The organism is Microcystis aeruginosa NIES-2549, from assembly GCF_000981785.2.
In the GTDB taxonomy this organism is placed as follows: Bacteria; Cyanobacteriota; Cyanobacteriia; order Cyanobacteriales; family Microcystaceae; genus Microcystis; species Microcystis aeruginosa_C.
Window position 1 is genome coordinate 1,118,644 of record NZ_CP011304.1, and the last position, 18,307, is coordinate 1,136,950.

The following is an 18,307-nucleotide window of genomic DNA, read 5'->3' on the forward strand; positions in this document are numbered from 1 at the left end:
GCTAATTAGGTAAATAGCTCAGTTTTTCCTCGCTTAAAACCATAAGTTTTTGATTGAAATCAACGACTTTCGCTAATAATTATTTGAGTAATTACTTCTGCTCCTTACCCTCCGTTTCCTATAATCTTTCAAGAGGATTTAGTATAACATTCTCTTGATTTTACCCCAGAAGCCATAGCAATAAAAAAATTATTCTTTTCTTGTCACCGCTAAATTATGCTCGCTAACGCTCCTATTCAGATAAATTTCTCCGAGAACAATTAATCCTAGAATCAGAGGTAAACTCAGCCATGCTCCTAGAATTCCTAAATAGTTAATACTAATAGCAATCAGGAGAGTTACCCCCATATAAATAATCGCTACTTGTGAATGAGACAAGCCAGATTTTTGTAATCTTTGATAAAGGTGACTGCGGTGAGCTTGGAAGATATTTTCCTTTCTAAATAATCGACAAATCAGGGTATAAATAGCATCACCAATCAGAGGGAAAGTGATAGTTAAAGCTGACCAAAATTGACTTTGATTGTCTTGGTTATTAAGTAAAACCATAGCGACAATTGCCCCTAGACTGGTGCTACCCACATCGCCCATAAAAATTTTCGCTGGCGACCAATTCCAGAGGAGAAAACCGCCTAAAGCTGCCACTAAAAGCCATAAAATTGGTTGCTGAAAATAGAGAGCGAGAAATCCTAATTGTACCGCCGTACAGCCAGCCACCAAGCCATCGAGACCATCCATAAAATTATAAAAATTAATGATCGCGGTCAGACCGATAATTGTGAGAATAATAGCCAAAATTTTGCCGCCAAAACCCAAATCTGATAGCCACGATTGGGGAAAAGCACCGAAAAAAGTCACCGCAACACTAGCGGAGGATAACTGGACTAAATAGCGAATACTAGAGGGAATACCGCGACGATCATCGAGAAGGCCGATAATAATTAAAGGAGTCAGGGATAACCATAGGGGAATAAGAGGTAGGGAAGGAGAAAGGAGAAAATAACTGAGGCCGCTGGTCAGAGCAAAAGCGACGACAAAACCGAGTCCACCTCCCCTGGGTGTGGGTTGACTATGGCTGCTACGCTCATTGGGAATATCTAACAATTGTTGGCTAAAACGTTGTTTAATCAGGGCAACCACCAGAAAACTAATCAGAAAACTGATGACTGAGAGTAGGGATAATAACATAGGGATTTTTGCGCTCAGATTAATTATCGATCCTACGCTGTTCGGTGACAAAAAGTAACGAAAAAAGTCAATTATTTCTTTGTCGGGAGATTAACAACTGAAATAGTATCTCTGATCTGCTCCTCTACGGTGAAAATTTATTTACGGAGTTTCTCACAAAGATAAAGTATAATATTATCGATAGCTAAACTGCACAAAAAATGACAGCATATTCAGTAGAATTTGGTCAAAAATCCTCGACTATTGTGGCTAACCTGAATTCGTCGTTAACAATATGTAACAAAAAAGATGAACGGTCAACTGCCATATAATCTATTCTAGTATTGATAAATCATTCTAGTAGTGATCGCCTCATGTATAAGACTGTAACCTCTCTCATCCTCGCCGCTGCAACAAACTTTCCCTTAGTTAATGTTGCTGAAGCTCATAAGCACATACTGCCAACAAAAAGCAATACTTCCCATATTTCAGAAGATTATTCCTTAAAATCAAAGTTTAGTTTACTAAACACAATCACTATCGCTCTTTCAGATACGTTAACCAGACTTAGGAATAACGATTACGACCTTTTTCAGTTTCAGGTTGAATTTTTGCTGAGTCCTAAATGTCATGGAACTGTTAGTGAAAACGGTGAGTTAGCGAGTCGTGATACTGCCGATAATTGTCTATGGGATGACAGTTTGTTGGGAAAAAAGACTGCAAAACCTGATATTTATGCAATTTTACGGGAAGGAGATCAACCATTGCCTAAACGTAGTGATTGTAAAAATACAAAGTCTGTACATTGTATTTTAAGTTGTCCAGAAAATCAGTACCGTTGTCAGTTTACATTACTACTTGATTCTAAAAAAACATATTCACTATTCTTGGCTGATAAAGACTTAGTGGTTGATGATACTGCTGGTATTTTTGTGTTTTTTCCATTAAAAGATGCTGTAGGTGTAACTTATAACGATAAGGACGGTAGAAGTGTCGTCAGATTAAGTAGTGTAAACTTAGATACTCTTGATGCTTGTTTTTCTGCCATTGAAACTCTGACCAATAATCCGGCTAATACTCAGAATATCGAAAACCTCGAAAAGGCAAAAGATTTTCTTGATGGTCTTGTAAATTACCTGATGAAAACACAGCCTTTGCCAGACTTTAATACTATTGCATTTATTGGGGCGCAATGTAAAATTTATAATGATCAAGTTAAACCTCAAACATATTAAACTTAAATTGCAATTAATTATGCCTTTCATTAAATTTGGAAAAACCACCATTATATTCTTACCTGATCGTCAATCATCGGAAGGGGCGTTAGCCATCTGCGGTTATTTAGCGTTTTTGGTTACAATAATCACCTTAGTAATTTCTCCTGTTTGTGGTCTATTCGTTTTTATAACAAGCTTATTTAATAATTTGTTAATTCAATTTATCGAGCCTATCATGTAGAGTCAGGGTATTTACCTAGCAAAAATGATTCTAGAATGATTAAATCAGAAGCCAAAAATCCTCAAGGAAATCCCGATTTTAATGACTGTCGTAAATTTTTGCTCGACAAGGGTTATCAACTATCCGATGGTGCTATGTTTACTTATTTCTATAAACCTTAATTTATTTGGTTACATACATATAGCAGTTTTCATCAGAATGAGGCATGGGCAAGGGGCTTAAACCCTTTGTTTGCAAAACTTGTCGATACCTCAGTAACGTGAAAAGAGCTATAGGAGGTAAGCAAAGCACGAAGTTTTGAAAAATTTTGGCTCTTCTGGTTTCTGTGTGGAAACGGGGTCTATACTGATAGAATATCCGCAAAATAGCGCTAAAAGTCTTGCCTGATAAGTATTTCACGATTCCATAAGCAAAAATTATCACACAAAGTCGAGAAGAGGCAAATTTTCAGATATTTATTCCGAGAAATCGACTAAAAACTTTGCCAGATAAGGATTTGAGAGAATGACATTTGAGAGAATGAAACCACCCTACCCTTAATTCCCCCTTAATCAGGGGGGAGCTGATCGTGTTTAGCACCCAACTACTTAGCTAAAAAAACTGATAACCGATAACCCGGGAGAAAATATAATTGTAGCTACCTACCCATTCCAGATTAATTCCTATGGCAGAAGAAACCACCACTCCCGCAACTCCGGCAGCAGAAGCAGAAAAACCGGCTCAACCTGCGGCTGCTAAAAAACCGAAGGAGCCTACCGTCGAGGAAAAACCCTTTGCTGAATTTATCGAGCAGCATTTTCAACCCGCACTGGCTGCCGCCTTGCAAAAGCTGGGTATAGCTGATATGAAGTTGTCCTTTAAACAGGATAAAATTGCCGTGCAGGGCTTTTCTAGCTCTCCCTGTTGGCAGTTAAGCGGCAATTGGCTCGGGGGAATGCGTCAATTTAGCATTTATTTTTTGGAAGAAAACATCAACGGTAAAAAAGCTTTTTCCCAGGCTGAGGGCGGCGCTCAACCTAGTACACTTGAATCATTTATGATCGATGAAAGGAAAGTTAGTCTTGATTTACTGTTGTTTTACACCCTGCAACGGCTTAACGGTCAAAAGTGGTTGACGAGAAACTAAAATTGCTGAGGATTAGCGATCGAGAAGGGGGGTAAAATGAGCATAGACGACCACTGCTTATCGATCGCTAATAGTAATTATGCGTGTATTTGTACTACTTTTTAACGCAGGCACAGAAAACGAAGGTATCCACACCATTCAAATGGGAGCTATCAATAAGGTGTTGATGTTTGAATCGGAAGATGATGCCACCCGTTATGCGCTGCTGTTAGAGGCGCAGGATTTCCCGACTCCCACGGTAGAGAAAATTGATTCGGAGGAAGTGGCAGAATTTTGTCGCGATGCCGGCTATCAAGCGGAGATGATTGAAGCGGGTATGTTGGTAATTCCCCCCGAAAGCAATGCCTCCGAGTTGGATTGGCGAAAAGAGGAAGTCCCCCCCGCCGAAGAAGAGTTTTCCGAGATTCCCGATGCGGAGTTGGACAGCATCCGTCGTCGTCTAGAAGGACTTTTGTGATTCAGTGAACAGTAATCAGTAGTTCGGAGTCGGTCCTGATGCCAAAGTTGTCACCGCCAAACATGAAAATATTCTGATTGACGAATTGGCGTTATTTCAGCTTCTATTTCCAAGTCAGTGCCTCTCCTGATATGTAGCCTATACTCAACGGATTTACTATTACTTGCGATTTTATCCCTCAATCCAAGCTTTTGGGGGGTTCTACCCCCCAACCCCCCCGCGCATTAGTTTTTCGGTGAGATGCTTACACGCAGCTGCTGATACATCTGTAATCATTTAAGAGTCACTCCACTTGCAGGAGTGCCTCTCCTGATATGTAGCCTATACTGAACGGATTTAGTATGATTGACGAATTGGCATTATTTCAGCTTCTATTTTCCAGTCAGAAGACAGGATAATCAATCAACGTTGTTCCCTGTTCCCTGTTCCCTGTTCACTGATAACTGATAACTGTTCACTGATAACTGAATATGACAACCGTGGGGGAATTGGGCGAAAATTTGGTGGCGGATTGGTTGCAATTACAGCAATGGCATATCCTCCAGCGTCGTTGGCGTAGTGGCGGCGGTGAAATCGATTTAATCGTCTTGTCTAAATCTCAGGCGATTCTCGCTTTTGTCGAGGTGAAAACCCGCAGTGCTGGCAATTGGGATTTAGGGGGCAAATTAGCAATCGATGACCGTAAACAGGGGAAAATTTACGAAGCTGCCCAGATATTTCTCTCCTTTTATCCCCAATGGTCCGATTTAACCTGTCGTTTCGATGTGGCTTTGGTTAGTTGTCAAAAAAGTTCTCTATTAGCTTTACCTGAGTTTTCCCTTGATTATCCCTGTCAGCGACAGGCAGGTTATCAATTGCAGTTACAGGAATATCTCGTGGCGGTTTTCTAAAAACATAATACGCCCGCCTAGGGAGGCGGGCTTCATCTTGTACAAACGATATGGACTCCTAAAAATTTAACGGACTCAATATAATAGAGGTTTACCGAACCCACAACAGTCTATCTGTCAACTATCAAGATTTCTCAGTTTACCGACTCAGGTGCTGATTACGGCTCACTCCATCTGTCCTATATCGAGCAACAGAGGCGAAACCATACTTTACTTTACAAACTTCGAGAATCTGCGTCCGATTTAGCTGTTGCGTTGAGCTAGAGCAGGTGGCACAGGCTCTAGGTCTTTTTGCCTGGAAGGAAGTTGAGTCGCTTCCCTTGTGCCTTATGTTTTTAATATAACACCTTTGTCAGCACTCGATCGACCTTGTAATTAAAGTTTACATTTATTGATTTTGAGTAAAAATTGCCGTTACAAAACTATGGGGTGTGGGGTGTGGGGTGTGATTACTGGTTACTGATTAGGGACTGAATCTCCTCTCTGTAGGCAAAAGGAGCGAGACTGAGAGCCTCTTGAAAGAGGGGTTGAGCCTCTTGATTTTTGCCCTGTTCTTTTAGTACGATCGCAGCCGCCAAAATCGGTCGGAAATCGTTGACATCCATTTGTTGAGCTTGTTTATAGGCGTTTAAAGCTTCTGGATAATTTTGCTGCTCGAAATAGATTTTTCCTAAAAGTAACTGAACGGAAACGATATCGATTAAACTAGCGGGATTATTGGGATCGGCAGCCGCTTTTAAAGCGCGATCAATCGTGTCTTTGACCAAACTAATCGCCTCGATAGAGCGGTTTTGGCGGAGAAATAAATTAGTTAATCCGGTTAAGGCCCGTAGATCTTGGGGTTGGGAGGCCAAAAGGCTGCGATAACTGGCTGTGGCTCCTGCATAGTCCTCTATTTGCTGTTTCGCTTCCGCTAAAAGTAGTAGATAATCGGATTGTTGGGGGTTAAGTTGCGCTAATTTTTCTAAAGGTTCGATCGCTTGCTTTAAATCGCCCTGCTGTAAGCGAGTATCTAATAATCCCCGCAAAGCCGTCTGATTATCAGGTTCACGCTCTAAAACCATCTGATAACCCAGTGCTTGACTGGCTAATTCCTCTTGTTTCACTGCGGACAGATGACTCTGGCCCGAGGAGTGCTGACTTTTGAGAATAGAAGTCAATAGCGGCATAGTCGAGAAAGACAGCAAAGCAAATAACATCAGGATCAGACCGATGGACAGCCAACGACGGTTAGAGAGAGAGGCTTTCATAGACTGGGGTGGGGGGGAACAGACAAGAAAATGTTATAGAAATCTGGAGATTTGATTAGGGGATCGATCGAATTCGCCGCTCTTTATTGAGTACAATGGGCAAACGGTCAAGACTCAAAAGGGTTTTGACCAGGTTGACAGTCAAAAGATCATGGTTCTTAATATATTAGATGCCAGTAGAGTCGCCCTAGAGGGTTATTGTAACCCCCCAGATCGCGCTTTTGACTTGCTTGATTACTAATTTACTATGTGTCTCCGCCGCTAGGAGTGTGATATGAATCGTCCTGGGAATCGGTTTACCGAATCACCGAAAACCCCCCCGACTCCTGAAGTGGAAATTCAGGAAGTCCCCCTTGAATCCCCCCATACCGAGGCTGATTTAGCCGTAGAGTCAGCCACCCCCGAAGAAGTCAAACGCCAACAACCGATCCCCCCTCCCAGTCATCTGCGGCAGTATCGGGCGATCGGTCTGGTCTATGGTCATTATCAGCGATCGGAGGAACAATTAACTAAAGGCAATATTTTGACTGCCGATGGTACTCTGATCGATTCTGTGATTCTCGGCCGGGTGATCAGTTTGGTTAAAAATCATCTTGATCTGGAAAAACCGCATCTTTGGGTGGTTTATCCGCGCACCCGTCAGGAAAATGATGCCCTTCATGTTCAGATTGTCGGTGTTTGGGAACCAGAAACCCTGAAAAAAGAGGATGATCAAGAGATAGAAACGCTCCTCGCTTCTACCCCTGGTTATTTCTCGATTCGAGGTGAAGTCATCTTTACCGAACGGGAAAATCAAGCGGTAGTGGTCAAAATCCGACAAATGCCCAAAACTGAAGCGGACAAACCCAAGTTTTTTAAACTAAAATTGCGCGGCACTTTACCTAGTAAACCTGTCAGTCGTTTTTGGGATTTTCAGGTACAACTTAAAGGGGATGCCTTAACTATTTTGGAAGGTTTAGACCTCGGTTTTGCCAGCAAGAAAAAACCGATGGGTAAGGGAGGTTTTAAAAAGCCTTTTGATAAAAATCGTCGTCCCTCGGCCGATAGATATTCTGGACCGGAAGGGGAAGGAGAAAAACGACCTTTTACCCCCGGACAATTTCCCGTTCCTAGGCCTTCCCGGCCCAAACCCCTATCGGAAAACTAATTTTTTTCTAGGATGGGTGCAGAACCCATCCCTAGGTTTACGCGTTTTTTCGGTAGTTACTTTATCCTTAGTATCTGGGAATATAAGCGCGAATTCTATAACTATAATCTGTTCCCAAAATCTCCGTGATAAAAACCGCTAACTGAGTTCCTAAAATCGCTTCATCGGCGGAATTAAAAGATTTATAATCTTCTATTAACCACTCTTGACCACCATTAACTAAAGTACATCTAAATGTGCCAAGAGCTTCGGCGATTTCTGTATGTTCTATATAGTTTCTGGTTTTTACGGCGTTGCTGAATTAAGCTATGAATCAGTAAGGAATAGGCACTTCTTGAAACTTCAGATAATGAATTAATAAACGAATAGAGTATCCTAACATTTCTGTAGACTTAGAATAGCAGAGTGTTTTGCGATGCAATCGGGCTAGATAATGTCTTAAACGTGTGTTCTCACCCTCTACTCTGGTCATATAAGTCTTACTAATTATATGGTCGCCCTCTGCTATAAAACATGGATAAACTGACCATCCATCACTCACATAAAAATAGCATCCCCAAGACTTAACTAATTCCCATAATGGGCGAAACGTTTCGCTACTATGGTCTCCGATTACCCAACCTAAAATTCCTTTTTTAAAGTGGTCAACGGCTGTCCACACCCAGATTTTGTTTTTTTTGAGCCAACAAAGGTTTCCAATTCATCCAGTTCCCCTACTTCAGGAATTGTTTCTGGGTCATAGGCGACTGGCAATAATTCTCCCACAGATTTTACCCAATTAATTACGGTCGTATGATGAACTCCCTTTAGCCTTTCTATTCCTCTAAATCCCATCCCATTAACATAGGCAGTTAGGCATTCTCGCTTCGTTTTTTCGTCATAGCCTTTCTGTTTTTCATAGTTATTAATAAATTGACGGCCACAGGTTACACAAATATGATTTTGTTTACCTTGTTTATTGATGCCATTTTTACGGATATGGGTAGATTTACATTCAGGGCATTGCATTTTGATTTCCTCCATTCATATCTCTATTATGCAACGCCGTTTTTACTTCCCCCGCACTATCTGCCCTCAAACATAATTGATTAAGTTCTGAATAAAATTTGGCAGGAATTTTGTCTAAATCACCCCCTTTAGTCGCCCAACGCATAAAAAGATGAAATGACCAAGGAAGATTGAGGTAAATTAGATAAGACAAAACCAGAATAGTTGTTAAATATAAGGAGGAAGTCAGGAATTTATTATGTTTCCTTTTTGGAGACCGATTTAAATGTTTGGCTAAATCTAGCTTTGATCTTTTCATAAATTTTAATTAGTTAAAAGTAATTCGTAAAAAATAAGATGTATAAAAAAATCCTGCGTTTTGCTCCGATTATCCTGTCTTTGAGTTTGTTTATTCTAGCGGTCTGGGCAATTAGTCAAGAATTTAAACACTACACTTTTGCCCAACTGTTGGCTAGTTTGGATCATATTACCACAAGTCACAAGCTAGAAGCTATTTTTTGCATGGCCTTGGGTTATTTGTCGATGACGGGTTATGATCGTCTAGGTTTTTATTATATCAATCATCCCTTAGCTTTAGGCACTATTATCCGTACTGCTTTTATCAGTTATGCTTTTGGTAATACCATTGGTTTAACCTTATTTTCTGGGACTGCTATCCGTTATCGTTTCTATGCTCCTGCGGGGGTGGGGGTGGTGGATATTGCCAAAGTTATCACTTTTACCCATTTAAGCTTTTGGTTAGGAATGTTAGGCATTGGTGGTTTAAGTTTCCTCGTTGATCCCCAACGGATTCCTCAACTGTTAAAATTACCTTTTTTAACTACTAAACCTTTAGGAATAATTTTTTTATTGCTGGTTGCTGGCTATTTTTTCTTGACTATCAGCTATAAAAAACCCATAAAAATCGGCCAAGAAAATATCTATTTGCCTCCTTGGAATCTTTCCCTGGCTTTGATTTTGGTGACTTTTATTGATTGGATATTAGCGGCTAGAGTTCTATATCTTCTTCTTCCCAGCAACTACAATACTTCGTTTTTAGGATTTTTCGGTCTCTATGTATTTGCCATGACAGCAGGGGTATTAAGCAATGTGCCGGGGGGAATAGGTGTTTTTGAGTTTATCCTGCTGAGATTACGGCCAGAATATGTATCTACTGGCGAGCTTTTAGGTTCTTTAATCGCCTATCGAGCTATTTATTATTTCCTGCCTTTAATTGTCGCTTTTGTCTGGTTATTGGGTTACGAAACGCGCAGAAAATAATGCCCGCAAATTAGCTTAAACGGACAAAAAAGCTCCCATGCCGTCATAGCTGAGGAGCATCAATCTAGTAGGCTAAAGTTTCTAAAGTTTCGCGTAGATAGGAACAAATGCGAGCATCAGCATCGTCTCTATTTTTACCTGATTCTAGTTGTTCTTGCTGCCAACGCCGAAAACCGGAACTAGCGGCGATGGCTTGTTTTAAATGCTCCCAAGTGTGATGATCTTTGTGAAGTGGGGTGTCGGAAAATGTGGTGGAGTTGCCCATCTTTACCTCTGGTGGTAGGGTTGCACCTTTTAACATAACTTAAAAATCGCTGAAAATTCTGATAACTGGGACACAATTAGGCAGAAAAAGGTGTTGCCTAGCGGGAAAGCTGGGGGGATGCCAACACCTTTTTTAAGGAAATCTAGGGGATTTTTAGGAGATTTTGCTGGTTTCTGCCGCTTCTTCTGCCTCCACTGCCGCGTTTAAAGCTGCGGGGGGAATGGGGATAGGAAATACCGACGGCAGGTTAGCGGTGGCATCTTCGGCAGGCTGCCCAGAGTGAAAACGACGGTAGCTTAAAACACCAGCTACGGTGATTGCTCCTGTAGCGGCGGCAACCCCTAAAATAAGTTTGTTAGCATCCACAGGGAAGCTGTTATTGCTGCCAAAAATGCTTTTACCTTTAGCGAAAGGACAAGCGGAGGCGCTGCCAGCATCAAGAGTACCCAAAACAATGCCACTGACGAGGGTGGCACTAACGGCGATGGAGGTGAAAAAAGTTTTCTTCATAATTGCCTTGGGGATAGGTTGTCAATAGCGATCATCCTTGCATTATAGATATCTAAATCAGAATTGTCTATTTTATTTCCGTTGGTGACATTGAAATAATTTTGTTTAAGAATAATGAATTATCAATATCGTGTCGGGGGTAGTCTTGCCTATAACCATCCTACCTATATCGAGAGAAATGCCGATCGAGAACTGTTAACGGCGTTAAAAAATGGTCAATTTTGCTACGTTTTTAACTGTCGTCAGATGGGCAAATCCAGTTTAAGGGTACGAGTGACCCATATTTTACAGCAATTGGGCATGGATTGCGCGTCCGTAGATATAACCAGTCTTGGTAGTAATGATAATTTATCCCAATGGTATAACGGCGTGATCACCCGTTTGTTTTTAGGATTTAATCTGACGGGAAAAATTAATCTTAAATCCTGGTTGCGCGAGCGAGAGGATTTACCCCCCGTGCAGCGTTTGGGACAATTTATCGAGGAAGTTTTATTAGTTTATTGTCGGGGAGAGAAAATATATATTTTTATCGACGAGATCGATAAAATTCTCAGTTTACAGTTTTCTCTAGATGACTTTTTTTCCCTGATTCGTTATTGTTATAACCAAAGAGCGGAAAATGCCCAGTATGAAAGAATTACTTTTGCTTTATTCGGTGTGGCTACCCCAGCAGATTTAATTCGCGAAAAGACCCAAACATCTTTTAATATCGGCCAGGCGATCGAATTAACAGGATTTAATCTTGCAGAAATTGCTCCTTTAGCCGCGGGATTATCCAGTCAAAGTAATTATCAATCCGACTGCTTAGAAAAAGTTATTTTTTGGACGGGAGGACAGCCATTTTTAACCCAAAAAATCTGTCAGCTATTGCGGGAAAGTAATTTAGATATTGAGACGCTGATCAAAGAGAGAGTTATTAATAATTGGGAATCTCATGATGAACCAGTGCATCTGCGAACTATTGCTGATCGCTTGTTAAGAAATCAAGACAAAGCGGGTCGTTTGTTAGGCATCTATCAACAAATTTTAGAAAAGGGGGCGATCGCGTATGATGATAGTCCAGAACAAGGAGAATTAAGGTTATCGGGATTAGTGGTAAAAAAGGATAATCAATTAGTAGTTTATAATCCTATTTATCGAGAAATATTTAATTTTAATTGGGTGGAAAAACAATTAGAGCAATTGCGTCCCTACTCAGAAGCACTTGCCGCCTGGCAACAGTCTAATTATACCGATGAATCGCGGCTTTTACGCGGAAAAGCTTTAAATAATGCCCTCGATTGGTCTCAGGGAAAAAGCTTAAGTAATCTTGATTATCAGTTTTTAACTGCTAGTCAAAATCTCGATAAAAGAGAGGCAGAAATTAGCCTAGAAACTCAGAGACAAGCTAATAAAATTCTAGCAATTGCTCACCAAAAAGCCACCAAAAGAATTCAAATTGGCTCGGTAATTTTAATTGCTTCTCTTTTGGGTTCTCTCTTAGCCTTTATTCAGGTAAAACAAGCATGGCAGCAAGTAAAAAGCGCTCAATTAGGTATTCAATTACAGCGCAATGGTGATAGTTATTGGCAGCAATTTCAATTTGAACAACTAGAATCTTTAATGGCGGCCATGCAAGCAGTAAATAGTTTAAAAAATATCGTTACTGATGACCAAACCTTGAGTAAATATCCTGCTACCAGTCCAATTATTACCCTGCAACAAATTTTAGATCGCATTCAAGAAAAAAACCAACTGCAAGGACACCGGGGAACTATTTATAGTGTTAGTATTAGTCCTGATCGTCAAAAAATTGCCACTGCTTCTCAAGATGGGACGGTAAAAATTTGGAATCAAAAAGGTGAGAATGTTCAAACTTTGACAGGTCATCAAGGAGCAGTTTATAGTGTTAGTTTTAGTCCCGATGGTCAAAAAATCGCCACTGCTTCCGAAGATAAAACCGCCAAAATTTGGAACTTGCAAGGGCAAAATTTAGTCACCTATCCTGACCATCAAGAATCAGTTTATAGTGTTAGTTTTAGTCCCGATGGTCAAAAAATTGTGACTACTTCCAGGGATAAAACCGCTAGATTATGGAATTTATCAGGTCAAACTTTACAGGTATTTAAGGGACATAAAAAATCGATAGATGCAGCAATTTTTAGTCCCGATGGTCAAAAAATTGCCACCGCTTCCCGGGATGGTACGATTAAAATCTGGGATTTATCAGGTAAAATTATCTTGAGTTTAGGTCAAGATAATATTGGGGCTTTTTATAGTGTTAATTTTAGTCCCGACGGTCAAAAAATTGCCGGGGCAGCGGCCGATAAAACTGCTAAAATCTGGGATTTACAGGGAAATTTAATAGCTACTTTCCGGGGACATCAAGATTTTGTCAACAGTGTTAATTTTAGTCCTGATGGACAGTTTATAATTACCGCATCTAGTGACGGTAGTGCTAAAATTTGGGGACTGCAAGGGGAAGAAATAACTACTCTTAGAGGACATCAAGAATCAGTTTTTACTGCTGTATTTAGTCAAGATGGAAAAGAGGTGGTAACTGGATCGAGTGATGAAACGGCTAAAATTTGGCAACTGAATAATTTAAATCAAGCTAAGGCCGATAATACCAGTGTTACCATTAATTACCAGGGGAATATTATCGCTATTGCTAATAAAGATGGTCAGATTACTTTACTCGATTCCCATGGGAAAAAAATTAGAGAATTTACCACAAAAATGCGTTCAATCTATAGTATAGCTTTTCATCCCGATAGTAATCAGATAGCGATTACAGGAAGAAATGGAAAAGTACAAATCTGGAGCAAAAAAGGAACAATGCTTCAAGAATTTACCGCTAGTCAAGTACCGATTTATAGTCTTGCTTTTAATGGAGAGGGAACAGCAATAATCACGGGAACAAGCGAGGGAAAAATTCAATACTGGCATTTAAGCAATCATCGGCCTCAATTGATTAATTCTTGGACAGTTGATGATAGTATTATCTATGATTTGGTGTTTTCTCCTGATCATCAAAAAATTGCTACCGCTACTCGGGGAAAGATTAAAATTTGGGATTTACAGGGCAATCTTTTAAAGGAGATTAAAACCGATTCTTTTCCCGTTTATGGAGTTAGTTTTAGTCCCGATGGTGAGAAAATCGCCGCTATTTCAAGGGATGGTACAGCTAGACGCTGGGACATGGACGGAAATTTGCGCTCCGAGTTTAAAATAGAAGAAGATATCGTCTATGGGATCGCTTTTAGTCCTAATGGTCAGGAGATTTTGATTATTGCTAGGGATGGTCAAAAGCATCGATGGCCCTTAGAAAGAGAATATAATTATCTACAAAAATTGCTCGATCGAGGTTGTCTTTGGTTAGGAGATTATCTCAAGAATCGTCCCGAAAAACGAGAAGCTCTGTCCCTGTGTACTGGGAAAATAAAACCATCGAATTAAATTAATTTTTCAAGTTATATTGTCAACTTGGTTGGACTGGGTGGGGGCAAAGGTTAGATTAATTAGTTAATATCTTGAGTAATTATTGCCTAACCCACCCGCTAAATAATCTTAACTTTTAATCCGATGGGGGGGGATTTTCTTCCCTTTTTGAGCGAGTTTCTGGGGGAGTATCTTCTCTGATGGTTTCTTCTGGGGGCAAATCTTCCTCGCTAACTTCAATAATCACCGTTTCGCTAACGGCAATAGTTTCGACTTCAACAGTTGCGACAGGTTCAGTCGGGGGAATTTCTGGGGGAATTTCTGGGGCATTTTCGGAAGGGTTGATCTCTTCTATTGCCAAATCAAAATCATCGAAATCATCGAAATCATCGAAAGTTTCCCCATCATCAATAATTTCTGCGGCTTTTTCCCCAATTTCTGTCACTGATGTTGTAGTAGTTTCCCCGATAGCTGCCGCTTTTTCTATAACGGGGTCCACCGTTTCTTGAGCTTTTTCCTCAATTTCTGTCACTGATTCTGTAATAGGTTCCCCGATAGCTGCTGCTGTTTCGACAGCGGGAGCAACCGTTTCTTTAACCGTTTCTTTAACTTTTGCCGCTACTTTCTCAGGTTTAGCTTTAGTTTTAGGGGATTGGGAGGGAGTAACTTTCCCCAGACGATTGCCTAACCAACCGACAATAGTAAATAATTTAACCGGTTTGTCGGGATAAAAAAGTGCTTGTCTGAGTTTGAGAGTTTGCCAAGCGAAAGCAATAAATAATATGGCTGCGGCAACTTGTCCGAGGAGGATAGCGCCTGTAATCCTTCCCGCGCACAACCAGAGGACAAGGGCATAGAATAATCCTACCGCACTCCAGAGAAAATCATCTTGACGGTGGCGATCGGGGGCGATAAAAGCGGTGGTGAGGAGGTAGAGACTACTCAATCCCACAACGACCGCTAGGATATAGGGCAACATTTGCGATTCTCCTTTGACATTTCCTTTTTTATTGTGCGTTATTTGGGGTCGATCGAGTCTATTTTTTGATTAATTTTCAAAATTATCGAGTCAGATAGTCTTTACCTGTGTTTATGAATAGCCAGCGTTAATATTAGGAAATTCTGGGTTTATCCTCTGCTGCTTGTGCTGATCAGATTAAACAAGCTTTCGGATCAAATGATTAAGTTTTGGTCTTTAACAAGCAAAGAGGAATTAGGAACCCTTGATCGACCCACAGATAAACTGTTATCTTTAGTAATTAGTGACGATGAGAAATATTTAATTAGTGGTAGTGCTGACAAAACTGTAAAAATTTGGCAAAATGGGCAATAGTAACACCTCAAGATAAGTAAGTAGTTATAATTAAATTGAAGATAAATACCCCCCTGCCCCCCTTAATAAGGGGGGTGCCGATTCCCCCTTAGTCCCCCCTTGATAAGGGGGGTGATCTGACAACTTTTAACACCTACCTACTTAACTGCTATAATTAGAAACTTATGCCGACAATATTTTATTGGGGAGAAGATGAATTTGCTATTAACCAAGCGGTGAAAAATCTGCAAGCAAAACTTCTCGATCCCAATTGGATACAGTTTAATTATGATAAAATTAATGGTGATCGCAATGAGGCAATTATCGAGGCCCTCAATCAAGCGATGACTCCAGTTTTCGGCATGGGAAATCGTTTAGTTTGGTTAGCCGATACGGTTATTTGTCAACAATGTTCCGAGGATATTTTCAAGGAATTACAGCGCACTTTGCCCAATTTACCCGAAAATTCCTATCTGTTATTAACCAGTGCCAAAAAACCCGACTCCCGCTTAAAATCGAGCAAGTTTATCCAAAATCAGGCGGAGGTTAAAGAATTTGAACTAATTCCGCCTTGGAAAGTCGAGGAAATTGCCCAAAGAGTTAGGGAAATTGCCAAAGAAGTGGGGGTAAAATTAACTCCCGATGCGATCGAACTCTTAGCTGAATCAGTGGGAAATAACAGCCGCTTGCTGTGGATGGAGTTAGAAAAACTGCGTTTATTTAAAAATAATTCGGCGGGAACTATTGACAAAAAGGACATTTTAAGCTTAGTCAATGCCAGCAATCAAAGCAGCCTACAGTTAGCCAGTGCGATTTTAAAACGGGAGACAGGCAAGGCCCTAGAATTAGTCAATGAATTATTAAATCGTAACGAGAACCCCTTGGCTATCACCGCCACCCTAGGGGGTCAATTTCGCACTTGGGCAATAGTGAAATTAAAAATTGAAGAAGGAGAAAAAGACGAGAAAAATATCGCCGCCGCAGCCGAAATTGCCAATCCCAAGCGACTGTATTTCATTCGCAAAGAGATACAATCCTTTTCTTCTAAACAACTTCTGGCCACCTTGCCCATACTTCTTGACTTAGAATATCGTCTCAAGCGGGGTGCAGAACCTTTGGCGACTTTGCAAACCAAAATTATCGAACTTTGTTGTTTATTGGTGACTTAATACTCTTCCTTGCTTTTCAGAAATCCTCTAGAATAAGATTCTATAGACTTCAAACTTCTCAATAACCACAATGACCGATGATGCCATCCCTAGTCTAAATTTAGCCATCGCTAGTTTAGCCACGAGTAATAACTTCGCCCGTTGGGTGACGAAAGCACCCCTACCGGGGGGATATGTGCATCATGACTGTGAATGGACCGAGAGTCTAACCACGGAATGGATGGCCTGGCAGGAAATGTTCTGTCTGCAAAAAATGCCGACCTTGCCGATGTTAGAGCAATTAGAAGGAAATTATCGACCTAAACTGACTCTTTCGGGAGAAGGCGGCAGTTATAGCGGTCAATTAATGCAGAAACTAGGTATTAGTCTCTGGGAATGGTTATTTCAAGCATCAATTAGTCAAAGTTTCGCCCAAAGTCAGGGAATCGCCCTCGGCAAAAATCAGCCCCTGCGAATTCGCTTGGAATGTCGCAATCCCTATTTAATTCTGCTGCCCTGGGAAATTATGCAGCAAGCCGGTAAACAGGCCATATCTCTGCATCCGAATATACTCTTTAGCCGCACCACCAGCGATGTGGACCCACTGCCACCGATAAAAACGAGTAATAGTCTCAATATTCTCTTAGTTATCGGCGAAAAACAGATTAAAACCGCCGCTAGTTCCCTCAACCTCACCGCCATTAATACCGGTGGAGAAACTAATCCCGACCAGGCACTGGAATCCGAGGCCGCCAATCTTATCCGGTCCATCTCCCCTGGGGGCAGTAGTTCCCTCCAGAATTGGGGAGTGAAAGTCAAAGTCGATACCCTAATTCGACCGGGGGCCGAAGAACTGACCAGGGCCTTGGATACGGGTAAATATCAAGCTTTTTTCTACGCCGGCCACGGAATCGCCGCCCCCAATGGCGGTTCCCTATTTCTGCGGACAGGAGAACAGCTAAACGGGACGGAGTTAGCCCAAGCTTTGGTGAGAAATCAGGTCATTTTAACGGTTTTTAATGCCTGTTGGGGGGCTTATCCTGCTAAATCGGGTCAGGAGATGATTCCCCGCAGCAGTCTGGCGGAAGTCTTGATTCACCACGGCGTTCCCGCAGTTTTGGCCATGCGAGATGCGATCGCAGATCGCGAGGCCTTGAGTTTTATCGAAATTTTTACCCGCACCCTCTTCGGTTTCAAAGACAAAGAAGCACAGATGTCCAACTTGTTTCCCGGTCCGAGAGTCCCTATCGATCAGGCCGTTCGCATCGCCAGGCAGCAGTTATTAACCCTCTACAAGTACAATCAGCCCGCTTGGACTTTGCCGATTCTCTATATGCACCCGGAATTCGACGGGCAATTGCTGCAAACCCTTGATGAGACTCAATTACCGACGGTTATGCCCAATGTCTGCGGAACCATGCCCGCCGCTTTCTTATACTATCTCGATCGTCCCGAAAGAAAATTGTCAATCCGTGGTGGTGGCATGAATATAGGACGGGACAGGGAAAATGATCTACAGATTACTGAAAAATGGGTTAGTAAAAACCATTGTCGGATAATTTGCCGTAAAAAACCCGATTATCCAGACTATCAATACTTTCTCGAAGATTTCTCCCGTTTTGGTACTTTTATCTACCAAGATGGCCACTGGAAGCAGGTACATAACCAAGAAGTTCCCCTAGAGTCCGGTTTACAGATTCGTCCTCGCATTTGTGGTGGAATAATTAGGGTTTGTCGCAAAAGTTTGTCGTCGGGGTGGGGTGTGGGAATTATGAATTATGAATTGGGGTGATGGGGGAGTGGGGAAATTGAACTAAAACCCTAAAACCCCAAAACCCCAAAACCTGCCTCCTGACTCCTGACGACCGGCTACTGACTCCTAACCCCAC

The 18,307-nt window shown here is 41.3% G+C and carries 17 protein-coding genes and 2 pseudogenes; 11 read left to right on the forward strand and 8 right to left on the reverse strand.

All coding sequences use genetic code 11. From position 1 onward, the window contains the following. Nucleotides 1-189: 189 nt before the first annotated feature. Nucleotides 190-1,188 carry an MraY family glycosyltransferase gene (locus myaer_RS05435; protein WP_046661299.1) on the reverse strand — a complete coding sequence of 333 codons (999 nt, stop codon included), beginning with the start codon at nt 1,186-1,188 and terminating at the stop codon, nt 190-192. Between the two features lie 353 nt (nt 1,189-1,541). On the opposite strand from myaer_RS05435, the gene myaer_RS05440 reads away from it, so the two are divergent. The 5 genes from myaer_RS05440 to myaer_RS05460 all read left to right on the forward strand — a co-directional run bounded on the left by myaer_RS05440 (nt 1,542) and on the right by myaer_RS05460 (nt 5,098). Then, nucleotides 1,542-2,402 (forward strand): hypothetical protein, encoded by an 861-nt coding sequence (locus tag myaer_RS05440; protein ID WP_046661300.1) that lies wholly within the window; start codon nt 1,542-1,544, stop codon nt 2,400-2,402. 258 nt (nt 2,403-2,660) lie between these two features. Next, entirely contained in the window at nt 2,661-2,786 is a 126-nt protein-coding gene (locus tag myaer_RS22310) for a hypothetical protein (protein WP_268807322.1), read from the forward strand. Nucleotides 2,787-3,289: 503 nt separating this feature from the next. Continuing rightward, nucleotides 3,290-3,751: a DUF2996 domain-containing protein gene (locus myaer_RS05450; RefSeq protein WP_046661302.1), complete on the forward strand. Its 462-nt coding sequence runs from the start codon at nt 3,290-3,292 to the stop codon at nt 3,749-3,751. 79 nt (nt 3,752-3,830) lie between these two features. Then, the gene (locus myaer_RS05455) at nt 3,831-4,208 is read left to right on the forward strand and encodes a DUF3110 domain-containing protein (RefSeq protein WP_004268065.1); all 378 of its coding nucleotides are present in this window, start codon (nt 3,831-3,833) and stop codon (nt 4,206-4,208) included. Between the two features lie 470 nt (nt 4,209-4,678). Next, on the forward strand, nt 4,679-5,098 hold the full coding sequence (locus myaer_RS05460; protein WP_046661303.1) for a YraN family protein: 420 nt from the start codon (nt 4,679-4,681) through the stop codon (nt 5,096-5,098). A gap of 449 nt (nt 5,099-5,547) precedes the next feature. Here myaer_RS05460 and myaer_RS05465 read toward each other — a convergent pair whose 3' ends face one another. Further along, nucleotides 5,548-6,348 carry a tetratricopeptide repeat protein gene (locus tag myaer_RS05465; RefSeq protein WP_046661304.1) on the reverse strand — a complete coding sequence of 267 codons (801 nt, stop codon included), beginning with the start codon at nt 6,346-6,348 and terminating at the stop codon, nt 5,548-5,550. A 274-nt stretch (nt 6,349-6,622) separates the two neighbouring features. Between myaer_RS05465 and myaer_RS05470 the strand changes: the two genes are divergently transcribed. Then, nucleotides 6,623-7,495, forward strand: coding sequence for a hypothetical protein (locus myaer_RS05470; RefSeq protein WP_046661305.1), 873 nt, complete (start codon nt 6,623-6,625; stop codon nt 7,493-7,495). A gap of 67 nt (nt 7,496-7,562) precedes the next feature. Here the strand turns inward: myaer_RS05470 and myaer_RS22435 are convergent. The 3 genes and pseudogenes from myaer_RS22435 to myaer_RS05485 all read right to left on the reverse strand — a co-directional run. Further along, nucleotides 7,563-7,784: pseudogene (locus myaer_RS22435) on the reverse strand (hypothetical protein); the annotation flags it as partial. Between the two features lie 24 nt (nt 7,785-7,808). Continuing rightward, nucleotides 7,809-8,503 (reverse strand): IS1 family transposase gene (locus myaer_RS05480; RefSeq protein ID WP_103672714.1). Its coding sequence is split into 2 segments (ribosomal slippage): nt 7,809-8,161 and nt 8,161-8,503, totalling 696 coding nucleotides; the frame shifts between segments, so codons are not numbered across the junction. Nucleotides 8,504-8,540: 37 nt separating this feature from the next. After that, nucleotides 8,541-8,801 (reverse strand): annotated as a pseudogene (locus myaer_RS05485) (hypothetical protein); the annotation flags it as partial. A gap of 38 nt (nt 8,802-8,839) precedes the next feature. On the opposite strand from myaer_RS05485, the gene myaer_RS05490 reads away from it, so the two are divergent. Beyond that, entirely contained in the window at nt 8,840-9,763 is a 924-nt protein-coding gene (locus myaer_RS05490) for a lysylphosphatidylglycerol synthase domain-containing protein (RefSeq protein WP_046661307.1), read from the forward strand. A gap of 64 nt (nt 9,764-9,827) precedes the next feature. On the opposite strand, the gene myaer_RS05495 is transcribed toward myaer_RS05490, so the two are convergent. After that, nucleotides 9,828-10,064, reverse strand: a complete 237-nt coding sequence (locus myaer_RS05495; RefSeq protein ID WP_002738997.1) for a hypothetical protein — start codon at nt 10,062-10,064, stop codon at nt 9,828-9,830. Between the two features lie 117 nt (nt 10,065-10,181). Next, a complete protein-coding gene (locus tag myaer_RS05500) occupies nt 10,182-10,538 on the reverse strand; it encodes a hypothetical protein (protein ID WP_046661308.1) in 357 nt (118 codons plus the stop codon). 114 nt (nt 10,539-10,652) lie between these two features. Here myaer_RS05500 and myaer_RS05505 point away from each other — a divergent pair, with 114 nt between their 5' ends. Continuing rightward, a complete protein-coding gene (locus tag myaer_RS05505; protein WP_046661309.1) occupies nt 10,653-13,976 on the forward strand; it encodes an AAA-like domain-containing protein in 3,324 nt (1,107 codons plus the stop codon). Nucleotides 13,977-14,094: 118 nt separating this feature from the next. Here myaer_RS05505 and myaer_RS05510 read toward each other — a convergent pair whose 3' ends face one another. Continuing rightward, complete coding sequence (locus myaer_RS05510; RefSeq protein ID WP_046661310.1) at nt 14,095-14,937, reverse strand: Ycf66 family protein; 843 nt, start codon at nt 14,935-14,937, stop codon at nt 14,095-14,097. Nucleotides 14,938-15,135: 198 nt separating this feature from the next. Here myaer_RS05510 and myaer_RS05515 point away from each other — a divergent pair, with 198 nt between their 5' ends. From myaer_RS05515 to myaer_RS05525, 3 genes are all read left to right on the forward strand, one after another. Then, the gene (locus myaer_RS05515) at nt 15,136-15,291 is read left to right on the forward strand and encodes a WD40 repeat domain-containing protein (protein WP_174236402.1); all 156 of its coding nucleotides are present in this window, start codon (nt 15,136-15,138) and stop codon (nt 15,289-15,291) included. A gap of 164 nt (nt 15,292-15,455) precedes the next feature. Continuing rightward, a complete protein-coding gene (holA, locus tag myaer_RS05520; protein ID WP_002780413.1) occupies nt 15,456-16,439 on the forward strand; it encodes a DNA polymerase III subunit delta in 984 nt (327 codons plus the stop codon). 70 nt (nt 16,440-16,509) lie between these two features. Further along, nucleotides 16,510-18,210, forward strand: coding sequence for a CHAT domain-containing protein (locus myaer_RS05525; protein ID WP_046661312.1), 1,701 nt, complete (start codon nt 16,510-16,512; stop codon nt 18,208-18,210). Nucleotides 18,211-18,307: the final 97 nt, after the last annotated feature.

Bases quoted from the DNA above. Each gene is read 5' to 3' on its own strand.
- myaer_RS05435 (WP_046661299.1), bottom strand. From the start codon at position 1,188: ATGTTATTATCCCTACTCTCAGTCATCAGTTTTCTGATTAGTTTTCTG.
- myaer_RS05440 (WP_046661300.1), top strand. From the start codon at position 1,542: ATGTATAAGACTGTAACCTCTCTCATCCTCGCCGCTGCAACAAACTTT.
- myaer_RS22310 (WP_268807322.1), top strand. From the start codon at position 2,661: ATGATTAAATCAGAAGCCAAAAATCCTCAAGGAAATCCCGATTTTAAT.
- myaer_RS05450 (WP_046661302.1), top strand. From the start codon at position 3,290: ATGGCAGAAGAAACCACCACTCCCGCAACTCCGGCAGCAGAAGCAGAA.
- myaer_RS05455 (WP_004268065.1), top strand. From the start codon at position 3,831: ATGCGTGTATTTGTACTACTTTTTAACGCAGGCACAGAAAACGAAGGT.
- myaer_RS05460 (WP_046661303.1), top strand. From the start codon at position 4,679: ATGACAACCGTGGGGGAATTGGGCGAAAATTTGGTGGCGGATTGGTTG.
- myaer_RS05465 (WP_046661304.1), bottom strand. From the start codon at position 6,348: ATGAAAGCCTCTCTCTCTAACCGTCGTTGGCTGTCCATCGGTCTGATC.
- myaer_RS05470 (WP_046661305.1), top strand. From the start codon at position 6,623: ATGAATCGTCCTGGGAATCGGTTTACCGAATCACCGAAAACCCCCCCG.
- myaer_RS05490 (WP_046661307.1), top strand. From the start codon at position 8,840: ATGTATAAAAAAATCCTGCGTTTTGCTCCGATTATCCTGTCTTTGAGT.
- myaer_RS05495 (WP_002738997.1), bottom strand. From the start codon at position 10,064: ATGTTAAAAGGTGCAACCCTACCACCAGAGGTAAAGATGGGCAACTCC.
- myaer_RS05500 (WP_046661308.1), bottom strand. From the start codon at position 10,538: ATGAAGAAAACTTTTTTCACCTCCATCGCCGTTAGTGCCACCCTCGTC.
- myaer_RS05505 (WP_046661309.1), top strand. From the start codon at position 10,653: ATGAATTATCAATATCGTGTCGGGGGTAGTCTTGCCTATAACCATCCT.
- myaer_RS05510 (WP_046661310.1), bottom strand. From the start codon at position 14,937: ATGTTGCCCTATATCCTAGCGGTCGTTGTGGGATTGAGTAGTCTCTAC.
- myaer_RS05515 (WP_174236402.1), top strand. From the start codon at position 15,136: ATGATTAAGTTTTGGTCTTTAACAAGCAAAGAGGAATTAGGAACCCTT.
- holA (WP_002780413.1), top strand. From the start codon at position 15,456: ATGCCGACAATATTTTATTGGGGAGAAGATGAATTTGCTATTAACCAA.
- myaer_RS05525 (WP_046661312.1), top strand. From the start codon at position 16,510: ATGACCGATGATGCCATCCCTAGTCTAAATTTAGCCATCGCTAGTTTA.